General features: G+C 67.4%; 17 protein-coding genes and 1 pseudogene. 4 read left to right on the top strand and 14 right to left on the bottom strand.

What is annotated here, in order from left to right; translation table 11 throughout:
* Positions 1–34: 34 nt before the first annotated feature.
* The 3 genes from ACNA7R_RS01225 to hisH form a co-directional block, all read right to left on the bottom strand.
* The gene (locus tag ACNA7R_RS01225) at positions 35–1,234 is read right to left on the bottom strand and encodes a Cdc6/Cdc18 family protein (RefSeq protein WP_416281709.1); all 1,200 of its coding nucleotides are present in this window, start codon (positions 1,232–1,234) and stop codon (positions 35–37) included.
* Positions 1,235–2,429: 1,195 nt separating this feature from the next.
* Positions 2,430–3,251 carry a hypothetical protein gene (locus tag ACNA7R_RS01220; RefSeq protein ID WP_416281708.1) on the bottom strand — a complete coding sequence of 274 codons (822 nt, stop codon included), beginning with the start codon at positions 3,249–3,251 and terminating at the stop codon, positions 2,430–2,432.
* A 74-nt stretch (positions 3,252–3,325) separates the two neighbouring features.
* Positions 3,326–4,045 carry an imidazole glycerol phosphate synthase subunit HisH gene (gene hisH / locus ACNA7R_RS01215; RefSeq protein WP_416281707.1) on the bottom strand — a complete coding sequence of 240 codons (720 nt, stop codon included), beginning with the start codon at positions 4,043–4,045 and terminating at the stop codon, positions 3,326–3,328.
* A gap of 233 nt (positions 4,046–4,278) precedes the next feature.
* Between hisH and ACNA7R_RS01210 the strand changes: the two genes are divergently transcribed.
* Positions 4,279–4,635, top strand: coding sequence for a nuclear transport factor 2 family protein (locus tag ACNA7R_RS01210; RefSeq protein WP_416281706.1), 357 nt, complete (start codon positions 4,279–4,281; stop codon positions 4,633–4,635).
* A gap of 316 nt (positions 4,636–4,951) precedes the next feature.
* Here ACNA7R_RS01210 and ACNA7R_RS01205 read toward each other — a convergent pair whose 3' ends face one another.
* From ACNA7R_RS01205 to ACNA7R_RS01195, 3 genes are all read right to left on the bottom strand, one after another.
* Complete coding sequence (locus ACNA7R_RS01205) at positions 4,952–5,548, bottom strand: uracil-DNA glycosylase (RefSeq protein ID WP_416281705.1); 597 nt, start codon at positions 5,546–5,548, stop codon at positions 4,952–4,954.
* A 111-nt stretch (positions 5,549–5,659) separates the two neighbouring features.
* A complete protein-coding gene (locus tag ACNA7R_RS01200; RefSeq protein ID WP_416281704.1) occupies positions 5,660–6,253 on the bottom strand; it encodes a DUF99 family protein in 594 nt (197 codons plus the stop codon).
* Positions 6,250–6,426 (bottom strand): DUF5786 family protein, encoded by a 177-nt coding sequence (locus ACNA7R_RS01195; protein WP_416281703.1) that lies wholly within the window; start codon positions 6,424–6,426, stop codon positions 6,250–6,252. Before ACNA7R_RS01195 ends, ACNA7R_RS01200 begins: the two co-directional genes overlap by 4 nt.
* A gap of 204 nt (positions 6,427–6,630) precedes the next feature.
* Here ACNA7R_RS01195 and ACNA7R_RS01190 point away from each other — a divergent pair, with 204 nt between their 5' ends.
* On the top strand, positions 6,631–7,242 hold the full coding sequence (locus ACNA7R_RS01190; RefSeq protein ID WP_416281702.1) for an MBL fold metallo-hydrolase: 612 nt from the start codon (positions 6,631–6,633) through the stop codon (positions 7,240–7,242).
* Between the two features lie 39 nt (positions 7,243–7,281).
* Here ACNA7R_RS01190 and ACNA7R_RS01185 read toward each other — a convergent pair whose 3' ends face one another.
* From ACNA7R_RS01185 to ACNA7R_RS01175, 3 genes are all read right to left on the bottom strand, one after another.
* Complete coding sequence (locus tag ACNA7R_RS01185; protein ID WP_416281787.1) at positions 7,282–7,545, bottom strand: DUF2249 domain-containing protein; 264 nt, start codon at positions 7,543–7,545, stop codon at positions 7,282–7,284.
* A gap of 92 nt (positions 7,546–7,637) precedes the next feature.
* Positions 7,638–7,871: a DUF2249 domain-containing protein gene (locus ACNA7R_RS01180; RefSeq protein ID WP_416281700.1), complete on the bottom strand. Its 234-nt coding sequence runs from the start codon at positions 7,869–7,871 to the stop codon at positions 7,638–7,640.
* A 110-nt stretch (positions 7,872–7,981) separates the two neighbouring features.
* Positions 7,982–8,209, bottom strand: a complete 228-nt coding sequence (locus ACNA7R_RS01175; protein WP_416281699.1) for a DUF2249 domain-containing protein — start codon at positions 8,207–8,209, stop codon at positions 7,982–7,984.
* A gap of 185 nt (positions 8,210–8,394) precedes the next feature.
* On the opposite strand from ACNA7R_RS01175, the gene ACNA7R_RS01170 reads away from it, so the two are divergent.
* The gene (locus ACNA7R_RS01170) at positions 8,395–9,756 is read left to right on the top strand and encodes a hypothetical protein (RefSeq protein WP_416281698.1); all 1,362 of its coding nucleotides are present in this window, start codon (positions 8,395–8,397) and stop codon (positions 9,754–9,756) included.
* Between the two features lie 36 nt (positions 9,757–9,792).
* Here ACNA7R_RS01170 and ACNA7R_RS01165 read toward each other — a convergent pair whose 3' ends face one another.
* The gene (locus ACNA7R_RS01165; RefSeq protein WP_416281697.1) at positions 9,793–10,305 is read right to left on the bottom strand and encodes a hypothetical protein; all 513 of its coding nucleotides are present in this window, start codon (positions 10,303–10,305) and stop codon (positions 9,793–9,795) included.
* A 151-nt stretch (positions 10,306–10,456) separates the two neighbouring features.
* Positions 10,457–10,606 (bottom strand): 50S ribosomal protein L40e, encoded by a 150-nt coding sequence (locus tag ACNA7R_RS01160; RefSeq protein ID WP_394739081.1) that lies wholly within the window; start codon positions 10,604–10,606, stop codon positions 10,457–10,459.
* Between the two features lie 93 nt (positions 10,607–10,699).
* Here ACNA7R_RS01160 and ACNA7R_RS01155 point away from each other — a divergent pair, with 93 nt between their 5' ends.
* Entirely contained in the window at positions 10,700–11,599 is a 900-nt protein-coding gene (locus tag ACNA7R_RS01155) for a hypothetical protein (RefSeq protein WP_416281696.1), read from the top strand.
* 13 nt (positions 11,600–11,612) lie between these two features.
* Here the strand turns inward: ACNA7R_RS01155 and ACNA7R_RS01150 are convergent, their stop codons facing one another.
* The 3 genes and pseudogenes from ACNA7R_RS01150 to ACNA7R_RS01140 form a co-directional block, all read right to left on the bottom strand.
* Complete coding sequence (locus ACNA7R_RS01150; protein ID WP_416281786.1) at positions 11,613–12,128, bottom strand: DUF367 family protein; 516 nt, start codon at positions 12,126–12,128, stop codon at positions 11,613–11,615.
* A 57-nt stretch (positions 12,129–12,185) separates the two neighbouring features.
* Positions 12,186–12,968, bottom strand: coding sequence for a hypothetical protein (locus tag ACNA7R_RS01145; RefSeq protein WP_416281695.1), 783 nt, complete (start codon positions 12,966–12,968; stop codon positions 12,186–12,188).
* Positions 12,969–13,051: 83 nt separating this feature from the next.
* Positions 13,052–14,136, bottom strand: a pseudogene (locus ACNA7R_RS01140) (Rieske (2Fe-2S) protein); the annotation flags it as partial.

Genomic DNA, 14,136 nt, shown 5'->3' with positions numbered 1-14,136 from the left:
GCGTCAGGAAAGGAAAGCCCTCCGCTTGTCACAGCTAGTCGGACTCGTTACAGGCCGCGATGATGACCTCCGGATCGTCGATCAGCCGGTTTTCCATGTAGTTGCCCTTCCCCTTCCCCGCCCACTTGCGCTCCTGTTCGATGATCGAGAGGAACTCGAGCTCCGAGAGGATATCCCGCACTCGGCGAAGCTTCAGGTGGTCCGAGCGGTCCCGATCGCACAGCCGTTTGTAGAGGTCGTAGGCCTCGTTAGTCGTCACCGGGGCGTCCTCACCCTCCTTCTGCTGGGTCAAAAGCGCCATCGCCTCGAGGACGAGCTTCGCGTGGCTCGGGCTCTTCGAGATGAGTTCGGCCAGCCGGCTGGTTTCCTCGCGCTCGTGGGCGTGGTCGACGCAGGCCTCTGTAACGGTCTCGAGGTCGTCCTCCTCGGCGATCTCGCCGGCGAAGCGGAGGATGTCGATCGCCTTTCGCGCGTCGCCGTGTTCGCGCGCGGCGAGGGCGGCGACGCGGGGGACGACCCCGTCCTCGAGGACGCCGTCGTGGAAGGCATCCGAACGGGAGCGCAGGATCTCGCGGATCTGGGAGGCGTCGTACGGCGAGAAGACGTATTCCCGTTCACAGAGGCTCGATTTGATTCGCTCGTCCAGCGAGTCCTTGTACCGGACCTTGTTCGAGATGCCGATGACGCCGACGGTGCTGTCGGTGAGCTTGCCGGATTCGACCGCCCGCGAGAGCTGCATCAGGATGTCGTCGTCCTCGATCTTGTCGACTTCGTCTAAGATGATCAGCGCGACGTCGTACCCGGTGTCGACGATCCGCCAGAGCCGACGGTAGTACTCGGCGGTGCTCAGTCCCGAATGAGGGATCGAGATCCCCGTCTCGGGCTGGTCGTTGAGCTGATGGGCCGTCGACTGGACGGCCTGGGTTTCCGTCGACTCCTGGAGGCAGTCAACGTAGGCGACCCCGATCGAGACGTCGTTACCCTCGGCGCGGTCGATCGCCTGGTTCGTGATGAACTTCGAGCACAGCGACTTGCCGGTCCCGGTCTTCCCGTAGACGAGGACGTTGTTCGGCGTGTTCCCCCGCGTGGCCGGTTTGATCGCGTTCGCGAGGTTCGTCAGCTCGTCCTCGCGACCGATGATGCGGTCGCCGTCAGGGAGGTGTGACACCTGCAGCAGCTCCTTGTTCCGGAAGATCTCGGTTTCGCTGCCGAAGTAGTCCATCGAATCCGACATTCAGCTACTCCGACTATCGGGAGGGGTGGCTTGTAAACGTTCGGAACCGGATTGCCGCTGTATCTCCCCCGGTTTCGTTGCGTCGGGTTCTGAGAAACGGGAACGACACCCCTCGATGCCGCTGTATAGGTCGTTCGGGGACTCCGGAGTGCCGCTGTATGAGTGTGTCTCTCGCGGTCGGTCGCCGCAAGCTGCGCTCGAGGACACACCCCTCGGTGCCGCTGTATGAACGGGTCTCTCGCAGCGAGGCGCCGTACGAGGTGGGATCGAGAACACCCCTCGATGCCGCTGTATCGGCGAGCGGATGGGCGAGCCTGGGGCGTCTCCGACGGCGCTCGAGGAGCTGGCACACACCGGAGTTCTTCTGTATATGGACAAAATTCTCGGTAGACAGACGTATTCGCCCGGATCTCACCCCTCGGTGCCGCTGTATAGATACACACACACCCCGCAGTGCCGCTGTAACGGGACGGAGGTGGGGGAGTCGAAACGGAGGGTGCTCGAGAACTGGCGTCCGCGGCGACGCGATCGCGGACGTCGACTCTGACTCCTGTGCGATATCGTCGAGGGATACCGGGCAGTCTCCGCAACGAATCGCAGATGCCTCGAAACGGCGGTCAATAGCCATACAACGAAAGACCCGTCCGACCGCGAGGAACCTCACGGAGACTCCCACCCCGGACTCGAGTGACAAGCACCGCGGACTCGAGTGAGAAACCGGAGGACGCGAACGAAACGGAAACCGGCCCGAGTCCGAACCGCGGATTCGACTCGAGTCGTCCCCCCGTTCGATACGATCGAACGAAGTAACGTTCGATACTGCTAATGGACTTTGACTCAGTAATAGTATTTAGGTATGGTGATATCCGAAGGGAAGAGTCCGGTCGAGCGGATCGACATCATCAGTCGGGAACTACCAACCCAACTCGCCGGTCGTGATAACCCAACTCGCGGGTACTACGGTCTCGCAACGGCTCGAGAGGCGGTTTTCCCCTCCACGCAGCGACCGTCCGATCTTCCACCCCGTCCCCTCTCCGTGAGCTATACAGCGGCACCGCGGGGTGTGTCTCTGCCACTTCCGCGTCCGCAGTCGGTTCATCGATCGCCACGTCCGCAGTCGGCTCGTCGATCTCCGGACGCCCCCGAGCGACGACCTTCCTCACGAGTTCCCGGCGATTTCGCTCACAGCCCCGGTTCACGCGGGCGCCGCCTTCTCCTCGCGCAGTCGTTCGATCGCCTCCCGAACCGTCTCGGCGTCGTCCGGGTACGTCCCGTAGACGATCTCGTCCGCGTGGGGTTCGACCCGTCGCGTGACCCCGGCGAGTCGCTCGGGGTCGATCTCCGCTCCCGACAGCTGGATCGACAGCGAGACCTCGAGTCCCTCGAGTTCGCGAGCGAACCCGCGGGCCAGCGACTCGACCCAGTAGCTCGTCCCGTAGCCGGGATCGCACAGCGGGACGAGGAAGCCGTCGACGTGGGCCGCGAGCCCGGCCGGCTCGAGCCCCGCCCGTTCGCGGAGGCTCCCCGGGTAGGGATCCGGGTACAGCGTTGCGGTTAGCTCGCCGTCGACTCGAGTCGCCACCGCCGCGACGAACGCCGTGAGAACGTCCGCCCGCCAGGCGTCGCGCTCGTCGTGCTCGCTCCCCTCGAATCGCCGGTTACAGCGCTCGCACCGGCAGAACCCCGCGCCCGGAAACCCGAGCGTCGTCAGCCGAACGTCGCCCTCGAGCCGTCCGATTCGCTCGAGCAACCCCTCGCGGTAGTCGGGATCGGTCGGGCAGACGGTTCCCCAGTGGTGGCCCTCCGCGTCGGGCGTGGCCCGCGTCCCGTCGGCGTCGACGGCCGCCCGTTCCGGCTCGTCGCGAACTGCCGCCGTGTCGCCCCAGCAGGCGACGGAGCTGACCGTTCCCTCGAGTGGCTCCTGCCGGCGTCCGTCGACGAACTCCGTAAAGTAGTAGCTGCGATCGCCGATCTCGGCTCGAGCTAGTTCGGAGTCGTCGGTGAGGATGGCATACATGGCTCGCAGTGCCGTGCGAACGACCTTAAAAGGTTACTCGCGACCGCTCGTTGCCCGTCTCGCGACCGCCGAATCTACTCCTCGCTGCAGATCTCGACGAAGTTCCGCAGGATCGCCAGTCCCGTTTCGCCGCTCTTCTCGGGGTGGAACTGCGTGCCGAAGACGTTGCCGGATTCGTTGGCGACGATCGACGGGAACTCGCGCTCGTAGTCGGTCGTCGCCACCGCCGCGTCCTCGTCGTCCGGGACGGCGTAGTAGGAGTGGACGAAGTAGGCGTAGCGTCCGTCGACGGAGCCGCCGCTGGCGGCTTCGTCTTCTCGTTGGATCTCCGATCCAACGCTGTCGATTCCCTCCACGAGCGGGTGGTCGCGCTCGACGCTCAACTCGTTCCAGCCCATGTGGGGTACCTTCTGGCCCTCGGCGAAGCGGACGTTCGTCCCCGGGATCAAGTCGAGTCCCTGTACCGCGGACTCACCCTCGTTGGCGCCCTCCTCGCTGGTCGTCAGCAGCATCTGCATGCCGAGACAGATCCCGAACAGCGGCGTGCCGGCGTCGGCGACCTCGAGCAGGTCTCCCCGGAGCGGGTCGGCGTTCTCGATCCCCTCGCGGAACGCGCCAACGCCTGGGAGGACGACCCCGTCGGCGTCGGCGAACGCCTCGGGATCGTCGGTGATCTCGACGTCGGCGCCCGCGCGCTCGAGGCCGCGGGTGACGCTGCGGAGGTTGCCGAGGCCGTAGTCGACGACCACGACGTCGGCGAGCGACTGCTGCTGGTCGGACGTGACGGTGCTCATGCTCCGACCTCGGTGGGGCGGAAAGAAGTGTATTGTCATTCGCGCAGTTCTCGGCGTTCGGAACCCGCTCGAGCGGCCGCGCAGAAACGGCGACCCGAACCACTCGAGCCGAACTACCCGACTCGAGCCAAACCATCCGAGCCGAACTATCCGACTCGAGTCGAACCGGTAACCGTTCCCGGCGCTCGAGTGCGAACCCAGGAGTTACTACCCGCACCGTCCGTACTTCCCGTATGGTCGAAACGGATCCGGAAACGGTGGTACGGGACTACTACGACGCCGTCGACGACGAACGATACGACGACCTCGTCGACCTGTTCGCCGACGATATCCGCTACGAGCGGCCGGGACAGGGTGCGATCGAGGGCCGAGAGCAACTCCGGGAGTTCTACCTCGAGGGGCGGCCGCTCGAGGAGGGGAGCCACGAGGTCGACGACCTGATCGTCGACGGCGACACGGTTGCCGTGCGGGGGACGTTCTCGGGCCGACAGGACGGTGAGGACGTCGCCTTCGCCTTTGCGGACTTCCACGAGTTCGAGGACGGGACGATCGCGCGGCGCTACTCGTTTACGGATCGTGACGAGGTGTAGGGAGCGGAATCTATCCTCGCCGCCGAGACGGTGCCAAGAACCGAAGGAGCGATCGCCACGTCGGAGCCGACTGTCGACTGTCGCACAGCGTTGTTTCCTCGGTGTCGCCGTCTCGAACTCGAGTCTCTGCTCACACCGATGACGGGAGTTTACACACCCTCCCCAGCCGATTCGCTCACGGGCTATCAGCCCGTTCGCTCATCCCTCACACGACGTTGTCGATCGGTTCTCGCTGTCGCTCGAACCTGATCGACAGCGCGCGCCACCGCAAGAATCCTCGTAAAGCTCTCTGAACCGCTCGAAACGGAGCGAACCGTCAGAACCCGTCGAGGCGAGTCTGCCCGCCCTCGCTCCCGTCGACGTCCGCGAGCTCCGCCGCGCGCCGGATGGCGTCCGCGAACGTCTCCTCCTGGCTGCGGTCGTACAGCGTCGCCGCGGGGTGGACGCAGATCAGCAATCGGCGCGGCGTCCCCTCGATGCGGACCTCCTCGACGGAGCCGGCCTCCTTCGTCACCGCCACCGATCGCTCGAGCAGGTGTTCGCTCGGCACCTTTCCGAGGGTGACGATCACGTCCGGGTCGAGCAGATCGATCTCCGTCTCGAGGTACCCCCGGCAGTTCTCGAGTTCCTCCGTCGTCGGGTCGCGGTTCTCGGGGGGACGACAGCGCACGCAGTTAGTGATCCGGACGGTGTCGCGATCCAGCCCGACCGTTCGCAGCTGTTCATCGAGCACGGAGCCGCTCCGGCCGACGAACGGCTCGCCCTGCTCGTCTTCCCGCGCGCCGGGGCCCTCGCCGACGAACACCACGTCGGCGTCCTCGGGCCCGGTCCCGTTGACGATCCGGCTCCGCGACTCGACGAGTTTCGGACACCGGGTACACTCCCTGACGCAGAGATCCTCCATCGTTCCCATGGCCGTCCCTCAGACGGCTTCCTACTACGCTTTTCGGGTCGCAGCTGCCGGTCGACGATCGAGGATCGACGGCCGGTAGCTGACAGGCCCCTCACTCGCCGAGCGCCCCACTCACTCGCCGAGTGCAAGCGACTCCGCGTACGCGTCAGCCGCTCGAGCGGCCTGCCGGGCGACCCGGATCGGCTCCGGGCGCCCGCCTTCGGGGGTAAAGCCGCGGACGACCTCCGCAGCTGCGGACGGCTCGAGGCCGACGCTGCGGACGTAGACCGTCTCCTCGTTGACTTCGACCGCCCGTCGCTCCGGGAGCCGCCGGTAGCGCTCGAGGCGCTCCTCGAGCGCCGTTCCGGAGAAGGCGTCCTCAAGGCCGGCCTCAAGCCCCTTGCTCTCCTCGAAGGTAACCGCGAGGACCGGGCGCTGGGCGCGTTCGTGTACTGTCGAAAGATCGAGAACGTTGTACCAGGCGGGCGCGACGGCGCCGAGCAGCACGTACCGAACATCGGGGCGACCGAGGTCGTCGACGAGCCGGCCGACGGCGTCGGTCGCGTCGGTGTCACCCACGGTACAGCTGCGGTAGCCGACGCCGTCCAGAACGCGGTCGGCCCGGACGACGGCGCCGGCTACTGTGCTTCGGCCTCCCTCGCGGGAGGCGTCCGAACTGCCGCGGAACGACTCGGCGACGCCGAGCGCCCGCGTCCCCGCCTTCATTCGGCGTCGTCTTTGATCTCCTCGAGCCGATCGAGCAGCTCGTCGCTCGAGGCGCCGTTCTCGAACTCGATCGAGCCGTGGTGATGGTTCTGTTCCGACTGGACGGCGTCGTCATCATCAAAATCGGCGTTGACCTCCTGCTGTTCGGACTCGTCGTAGCTCCCGAATCCCATACACTATACACTTGGAGAGCGGAACTGAAAAGTTTCGTGGTGGCCCACCTTCAATCACCTTAAACATCGCCTGACCGTGCCGACGGCCGTCCTCGCGGATCGTATCCGTAACCTCGACGTTACGATCGCTCCGACGGTATCGATGCCACCGACGTCCGCGAGTCCGGCAGTACCGTTTTGCCGTCGGCAACCGACGGGTCCCGTATGGAGGTTCACCACGTCACCGAGGCCGCCGAGACGTTCACCTGCAACGCCTACCTCGTCGAGGGCGAGCGAACGACGCTGGTCGACGCCGGTTCGTGGGAGGGCGTCGTCGACGAGATCCGCGAGCACACCGACGACCTCGACGCCGTCGCGATGACCCACCAGCACGGCGACCACGTCGAGCAGCTCGAGGCCGTCTGCGACGCCTTCGATCCCGAGGTGTACGCCTACGATCACCACCCGACGCGAACTGAATCGATCGAGGACGGCGACACGGTGCGGATCGGCGACGAGGAGTTCGACGTCGTCTACACGCCCGGCCACTCGGACGACCACGTCTCGTTTATCTCCGAGACGACGCTGTTCTCGGGCGACGTGGTCGTCCACGACGACGGCGCCTTCGACTACGGCAGCTTCGGCCGCACCGACATGGCCGGCCAGTCCCGCGAGCGGCTCATCGAGAGCATCGAGGACCTGCTCGAGCGAATGCCGGAGGGTGTCGAGCACATGTACGCGGGCCACGGCGGGGTCTTCCACGGCGACGTGCGCGACGTCGTCGAGACGGCTCTCGAGCGGGCGGAGAAACGGGAGCCGAAGTATCCCGACGAGTAGCGGTCGCTCCTGCGGATACGAGGTACCGATTCCCGAACGTCAGGGTTTCCAGACGGCAGTTACCACGTCGTCCTCCCGCTCGAGCGTCTCGTGTGCGTAGCCGCGCTCCTCGAGCTTCGGAAAGAGAAACTGCGGGACGCGGTCGTTTCGCTGGACGAGCACCGTCTCGTCGGGCAGCTCGGCGAGTCGCTCGAGGGTCCGCTGGAGCGGTTCGGGCGGACCGAGCGAACGGACGTCGAGGTGGTCGGTCGGCCGATCGGTCGGGGCGTCGGTTCGGTCGAGGACGTCGACGCGTGACTCCATGTTCGAACGGTCGTGCCGAACGACCCAGACGTTCCTGCCGAACGGGTTCGGGCGAACGGCGAGGGCCGTCCGCAGGCCCCAGTCAGCCCCCATCAGCCGCTTCGTTTCGGGAACGTCGCCTCGAACTTCTCGGGTGCGACCCGCTCGACGGCGTAGCCGTCCGGATCGAACGAGTCGACCTCCGCCTGGAACTCGTAGAACAGCGGCTTCGGCTCGTGGTCGTTGACGATCGTGAGCGATTCGCCTGCCTCGAGGTCCTCGAAGGCCTCGTGGATCATCGGGTGGCGCTCCGACGGCGGCACCTCCCTGACGTCGAGTCGTGACATACGCGTCGAGATCCGGTCGCCGTCAGTATCGGTGTTCGTCCGAACCTGTTCGGGAGAGGTCGAAGACGGCGTTCGAAGCGACGATCGCGCCCTCGAGTCGAGCCGCCCGCTCAGGGACGTTCGATCAGCACGTGCCACTCGTTCTCGCCGACCCGCTCGGTCTCGAACGACAGCCCGCGTTCCTCGAGCACCTCGTACAGCGGCACCGGTTCGAACCCCGCGATCAGTCGCACGCGTTCGTCGTCCTCGAGTGCGTCCAGCGCGGCGGTGATCTTCCCGAACGGCGGGCCGTCGATCTCGCGGACGTCGAGCGTCGTTTCGGTCGTGGTCGTTCCCATGCGCGATCGGTAGGACGGGCCTGCAGGAGGACGTTCGTGCGAACAAGTTCGCCCCACGCTCCGAGTCGCTTCTCCCTCCGGCCGCCCTGCTCGAGCGATTGTCGGCGAGCCGTCCCGCAAGCGCAGGACGTCCGCCGAACCCGTTCGGGAGCAGGGCGACGGACGGTCGGATCGAACGTCGAACCATGAACTCGATTCCGGGCGGGTTACGGACCGATCGAACCCCGCCGATCGCGATCCCGCTCCAGCACTTCCTGGTCGGACTGTGCTTTCTCGTCGTCGGGATCGTCGCGGGGACCGTCCTGTCGGTCGTGTCGGTGCCGGGACTGGCGGCCCTCGCCCAACTGCACCTGCTCCTCGTCGGCTGGATCGCCCTGACGATCATGGGTGCGATGGTGCAGTTCGTCCCCGTCTGGTCCGGCGTGGAACTCTACTCGGAGCGACTCGCGACGGCACAGCTCTGGCTGGTCGCGGGTGGGCTGGCCGGCTTCGCAGTCGTCGCCGCCACCGGAGCGCTCTTCGCCCTTCCGATCGCCGCGGCGGTCCTGCTCGCCGGGGTGTGGCTCTTCGTCTACACGGTCGGTCGAACCCTCGCACGGGCCAGACCGCTCGACCGGACGGAACGACACTTCGCGTTCGCCCTGCTCTGTTTCACCGCGCTCGCCCCGCTCGGCTTCCTCCTCGCGCTCTCGCTCTCGACGGGACCACTCGAGAGTCTGCCCGTTACGCGAGGCGAGCTTCTCCTCGCGCACGCGACCCTCGCGCTCTACGGCGCCGTCCTCGTGACGGTCGCGGGCGCGTTGCCACAGCTCGCGACGATGTTCACCCAGACCGAGTACGTGGCGATCGATCGACGACTCCTCGGCCTCGAGGAACTCGCCCTCTACGGCGGGGTCGCGGCGTTCGCCGTCGGCCGCGGGATCGGCCTCGAGTCGATCGCGCGCCTCGGCGGGCTGGCCGTGCTCGTCGGGGCGGCCGCGCTGGCGCTCGTGATCGCTCGAGCGCTGTTCCGGTCGACGGTTGAGCGAAGTCCCATGACCGCGCGGTACTGGATCGTGGCGGGATCGCTGCTCGTCTGGGCCACCCTCGCCGCGCCGGCGTGGTGGCGCGATCCGACGGGTCAGACAGGGCTGTTCGGCGCACCCGGAACGACCGACCTGCTCGTCCTCGGCGTGTTCGGCTTCGTCGTCGTCGGAACCCTCTATCACGTGATCCCGTTTATCGTCTGGCTCGAGCAGTACAGCGACCGGGTTGGCCTCGAGCCCGTTCCGACGATCGACGACCTCTACTCGAGCCGGCTCGAGCGCGCCGACTTCGGGCTCACGCTCGCCGGCTTCCTCGTCCTCGTCGTCGCCGGATCGCTCTCGCTTCCGGCCTGGCTCGCCGCGGCCGGCGGCGTTCTCGCGAGCGCCGGGTTCGGGCTGTTCGCGGCCAACATGCTGTCGACGCTCCGCCGACACGCTCCCGACGGTGTCGGCGGGGTCGCCCGCGGGCTCCGGAGCGATTCCGAGCCCGACGCTCCCGAGATCGACGGCGTCGGCGACTAGATCGGCAGAAGAGCGTTCGCAGGCGGGCCGACGGCCTCAGTCGGAGAACACCGACTCGAGCGACTCGCCCGCCTCGAGCGCCCGTTCGGCGCGCTCGAGCGAGTCCTCGAGCGCGTCGGCCTGCTGGTGCATCGGGTGAACTCGCACCCGGACGCGGTCGTACTCGTGGCGATCCGCGAGCGCGTTCCACGCGCGGAACGAGCCCGTGACGAGCGCGTCGGCGATCGGACAGAACGCCGTCGTCGGGGTAAACTCCGCCCGGAGCACGCCGGGGTCGTCGGCGTCGACCGCGTACCTGAAACCGGCGTCGGGCTGTCGGCGGTCGAGGTTGAGCCTGGCGAGGTTGTAGCCGAACGTGGCGTCGTACACGCCTCGCTCCTCGAAGAGGTCCCGGGTAAGTCGGTGAAACGCCGTGTGATCCCCGCTCTCGAGGAGCACGTGGCCCTCGAGGAACGGTCCGGGCTCGGGGAGGTGAGCGGGGACGAACTCGTTCCAGCCGTCGAACTCCGCGTTGGCGTCGTCGGATCGGCCGCGCGAGAGCGGGTTCATGCCCGGGCGTACGGACGGCGAATCCCTGGCCGTACTGCCGAACGGGTTCGGCCGTCGGGATTCGATCGAGAACGAAACTGAAGCGGGACTCGCTCGAGGTCGGAACTGGGGAGAACTCGCTCGAGGGTCGAAAACGCCGCAGAGAACCGAGTTAGGCCGCTCGCGGCTCGGTCGCCTTCGGTCGGAGGTTCTTGTAGCCGCACTTGCGGCAGCTGTCGGCGTCTTTCGCGTTGCGTGCGTTACAGCGCATGCAGATCATCTTCTGGAGCGTCCGGTTTTCGGCGGCGTCGAAACTTGGCATGTCGCTCCGTTGGCCCGTCGTCCATATAACCGCTGTGGTCGCGAACCAGTCTCGGACCGAATAATTATGCTTCGGCGACACGAACTGTCGCCCATGTCGGGCTCCGTTCGCGAGTGGTCGATGCTGCCGGAGGAGACCCCACTCCGCGACGCACTGGTGTACGCGCCGTACGGCCTGTACGGCGGGTTCGCCGCGTGGATCGTCGCGGCTGCCGTCCTGCTCACCGTCGGTCAGGCGCTCGCGGGTTCGCCGCTCGCGCTCGCGCTGGTCGCGGTACTCGTCGGCGGTCCGGCCTCGGTCGTCGCGCTGTGGCTGCTCGTCCGTCACGACAGCCTTCCGAAGTGGCTGGACGGGCTGTACCTGACCGACAGGCTCACCCGTCGCGGACTCGCGCTCGCGATCGCCGTCGGCGCCGCGTTCGTCGGCATCGTCGGCTTTCTCTGGCCACGGGGGACGGTACTGCTCGTCTTCCTCGGGACGTTCGTGCTGGCGACGGTCTCGAGTTCGGCCGAGACGACGGTCGCGTTCGACCCGAGCGCCCGGCGGGTCGTCGTGCGAAACGACCGGCGTCGGGACAGCGGGGCGACGAAACGGATCGACCTCGCGAACGTCACGGCTACCTACCGCCTTCCGCTCGGACCGCTCGGCCTGTACGTCTGTCGGCGCGTGGGGGCGAATCCGATCCTCGTTCCCGTCCCCGAACGTCACCGCCCGTCGTTCGAGCGAGCGCTCGAGGAGGGCTCCAAGACGGGCCCGAGCGCGGAGCCCAGGACCCCGAGTACGACGCGGCCGATGCGGATCATGCTCGTCGTCGTCGCCGTGAAGTTCCTCGCGGTCGGACTCGCGCTCGGCTATCTCGCCTCCGGTAACACCGAGGGGGCGGACGGGATCCTGTTCGCGCTCCCGCTGTTGCTCGGCGGCGTCTCGCTCGGCTACGCGTGTTACGAGTCGTGGCTGGCGCGCCGCGAGCGAACCGACGAAGCGGCCGGCTAACGATCGCTCCGCGCTACGCCGACTCCTCGTCCTCGTCGGCCAGGTAGTCCTCCTGGACCGCGACGACCTCGCTCGAGTCCGCACACTCGCCGTACCGACGCAGGGGCTCCTCGTTCAGCGTCAGAAAGGTCTCGCCCCAGCGGAACGGCTCGAGCAGCGCCTCGGCGCGCTCCCGGTCGCCGAGAATACAGCAGGCGGCCGCGAGCGCCTCGACGGTCGTCAGCCGGAACGGCCGGCCGTAGTTGACCGGGTTCGCGGCCACGAGGAAGGGCAGCGCGCGGTGGACGCCGTTCATCCGAAAGGCGGCCTCCTCGGCGGACTCCCAGGAGCAGTCGAGGGCGACCAGCGTCCCCAGCGCCTCGTCGGCGTCGGCCGGCGAGAGCGCCTGCTCGGCGTGGGGGTTGAGCACGACGCCGTAGGGCACCTGCCGCATGTTACGGTAGAGCGTCGCTTCGTCGAACTGCTCGAGCCGGCGCGCGGTGCACTTCTTCGGGTCGTCGTCGCCCTCGTAGTAGACGTGACAGTCCACGGTCGACGCGAGGTAGGGGCGCCGTCGAGAAAAGCCGGTCGATGCGTCCACGACAACTCAGTTCGCCGTCGTGCCCCGCTTCGATCGCCCGTGTAACCGAAGGTACTCGAACCCGCCGACGACCAGCGCGAGCGCGAAGGGAACGAACCAGAGCACCGCGTAGGTGATCATCGGTGACGGCGAGGCTCCGATGTGGACGGTCTCCTGGACGTAGTGCCACGTCCGAAGGGTCGCGAGCGCGAACCCGACCGCGACGACCGCCGCGGGCAACCGCAGCCGAAAGCGAGCGAACGCCAGCGTCGGACCCACACCGAGCGCGACGAGACCGATCACCGCGAACGCGAGCATGGCGTACTCGGCCGGCTGTGCGGCGAACAGCTCGGTGGCGATCCCGGAGACGCCGTCGCCGGCCGCCTCGGCGACGAGAACTACCGCGAGGAGGTGACCCACTCCGACCGCGAGACTCGCGAGGAGCGCCCGCCTCGAGACGGACTCGGTCACTCGCTCTCGGTTCCGAACAACATACTCGAGCGCGATTAGCACGATCCCGCCGACGCAGGCGAACGCGAGCGCATGGACGACTGCGCCGAAGGTGAGAAAGTGCGGGCCGAGTCCGAGGTCGCCGAGGTGAGGAACGAGCGCGAGGACCGCCAGCGAGACGGGGACGGCGATCCACGTCCCGGCCCGCACCGCGAGCGCGGCCGCCAGCGCGAGCCCGCCCACGGAGACGAAAAGTAGGGTTCCGGTCGGCGCCGCCGGCGCGGGTTCGTAGCCGAGCGCGACGAGGTACGCGAGCACGGCGAACGGGAGGAGCGCGAACCAGACGTAATGTGTCCGCATGTGACAGTCGTACTATAGGAATTGTCAAAACAGTATCGGCAGTTCCGTTCTGGTACCGTTTTACCGTCCTCGAGTCCGACCGTTCACTCTTCGTGGATCGCCTCGCCGCGATTGAGCCGCGCGGCGATCGTAAACGTCTGCTCGGTCTCGCGTCTGGTCGGGAAGTGCGCGGCCATGTACCGCGCCGTCGCGATCAGCGGTACCCGACGGCGAACCTCGAGGTCGGCGCTCTCCTCGCTCTCCTCGCTCGCGTGATCCTCGGCGAGGTCGAACTGCCGGAACGCGGCCTCGAGGTTCTGGATCGTGTGGAAACCCGCGTCCTCACGCAGGAGCCCGCGTCCGAGGGTCCGCTTCAGCTCCCCGGGGTCGCCCCCGCAGTCGAGGAACTCGCCGACGAGCCGTCCCGCCTCGTTGACCTCGCCCTCGACGTCGAACGTCTCGAGCAGCTCCTCGAGGACCTCCTCGGGTTCCCTCCCGGTGTCGTTGGCGCCCGGTTCTGGGATCGGCGCTGGCGGCGTGTTGAGGAACCGATCGAGGTAGACGCTCATCGCGGCGTCGAAGACGCCTCTATAGAGTTCGACGGCGTCGGTCCGACGGGTCGCCCCGTGGACCGCGTTCGCGTAGGTGAACGTGTGGTGGACCGTGTTCCAGTCGGAGAACTCGTTTGCGGTGCCGAACTGCGCGACCCGCGTCGCGGCCGCGTGTGCGACCTCGCTCGCGAGGGCCTCGCTCGTCGCACCCTCTCGAACGGCGTCCGCCAGCGCGTCGACGATCGCCTCGGGGTCATCCGCGAGCAGCGTCTCTCGGAGGTCGGCCGGCGGCTCCCTGCCCGCGTTCGCGTCCTCGGTGACCAGCGCCTCGAGCCCGCTCGTCTCGGTGATGTCGCCCCCGTAGACGTCCTCGAGCAGGGCGACGAGGTCGACGGGCCGGCGCCACGAGGATCGCTCGTCGCTTCGCTCGGCCGTCACCAGGGGCTCGACGAGCGCCGCGAGGGCGTCGCCGGCGTGTTCGGGGCCGGCGTGCTCGAGGCTCTCGAAGGCCGTGTTCGCGAAATCCAGCACGTGGCCGGTCGAGAGGTAGGGGTGGTCGGTCGCGGCGGCGAAGACCAGTTCGGCGAGTTCGCCCTCCGAGCGGTCGGCGGCGACGGCGGTTCGCAGACACCGCTCGG

Source organism: Natronococcus sp. (assembly GCF_047921035.1).
Classification (GTDB): domain Archaea; phylum Halobacteriota; class Halobacteria; order Halobacteriales; family Natrialbaceae; genus Natronococcus.
The sequence above is the reverse complement of the archived record's forward strand: the minus strand, read 5'-3'. Positions and strand labels throughout refer to the sequence as shown.

What these genes read in the sequence shown, in the direction of transcription:
- ACNA7R_RS01225 (WP_416281709.1), bottom strand. Translation starts at nt 1,234, where the DNA reads ATGTCGGATTCGATGGACTACTTCGGCAGCGAAACCGAGATCTTCCGG.
- ACNA7R_RS01220 (WP_416281708.1), bottom strand. Translation starts at nt 3,251, where the DNA reads ATGTATGCCATCCTCACCGACGACTCCGAACTAGCTCGAGCCGAGATC.
- hisH (WP_416281707.1), bottom strand. Translation starts at nt 4,045, where the DNA reads ATGAGCACCGTCACGTCCGACCAGCAGCAGTCGCTCGCCGACGTCGTG.
- ACNA7R_RS01210 (WP_416281706.1), top strand. Translation starts at nt 4,279, where the DNA reads ATGGTCGAAACGGATCCGGAAACGGTGGTACGGGACTACTACGACGCC.
- ACNA7R_RS01205 (WP_416281705.1), bottom strand. Translation starts at nt 5,548, where the DNA reads ATGGGAACGATGGAGGATCTCTGCGTCAGGGAGTGTACCCGGTGTCCG.
- ACNA7R_RS01200 (WP_416281704.1), bottom strand. Translation starts at nt 6,253, where the DNA reads ATGAAGGCGGGGACGCGGGCGCTCGGCGTCGCCGAGTCGTTCCGCGGC.
- ACNA7R_RS01195 (WP_416281703.1), bottom strand. Translation starts at nt 6,426, where the DNA reads ATGGGATTCGGGAGCTACGACGAGTCCGAACAGCAGGAGGTCAACGCC.
- ACNA7R_RS01190 (WP_416281702.1), top strand. Translation starts at nt 6,631, where the DNA reads ATGGAGGTTCACCACGTCACCGAGGCCGCCGAGACGTTCACCTGCAAC.
- ACNA7R_RS01185 (WP_416281787.1), bottom strand. Translation starts at nt 7,545, where the DNA reads ATGGAGTCACGCGTCGACGTCCTCGACCGAACCGACGCCCCGACCGAT.
- ACNA7R_RS01180 (WP_416281700.1), bottom strand. Translation starts at nt 7,871, where the DNA reads ATGTCACGACTCGACGTCAGGGAGGTGCCGCCGTCGGAGCGCCACCCG.
- ACNA7R_RS01175 (WP_416281699.1), bottom strand. Translation starts at nt 8,209, where the DNA reads ATGGGAACGACCACGACCGAAACGACGCTCGACGTCCGCGAGATCGAC.
- ACNA7R_RS01170 (WP_416281698.1), top strand. Translation starts at nt 8,395, where the DNA reads ATGAACTCGATTCCGGGCGGGTTACGGACCGATCGAACCCCGCCGATC.
- ACNA7R_RS01165 (WP_416281697.1), bottom strand. Translation starts at nt 10,305, where the DNA reads ATGAACCCGCTCTCGCGCGGCCGATCCGACGACGCCAACGCGGAGTTC.
- ACNA7R_RS01160 (WP_394739081.1), bottom strand. Translation starts at nt 10,606, where the DNA reads ATGCCAAGTTTCGACGCCGCCGAAAACCGGACGCTCCAGAAGATGATC.
- ACNA7R_RS01155 (WP_416281696.1), top strand. Translation starts at nt 10,700, where the DNA reads ATGTCGGGCTCCGTTCGCGAGTGGTCGATGCTGCCGGAGGAGACCCCA.
- ACNA7R_RS01145 (WP_416281695.1), bottom strand. Translation starts at nt 12,968, where the DNA reads ATGCGGACACATTACGTCTGGTTCGCGCTCCTCCCGTTCGCCGTGCTC.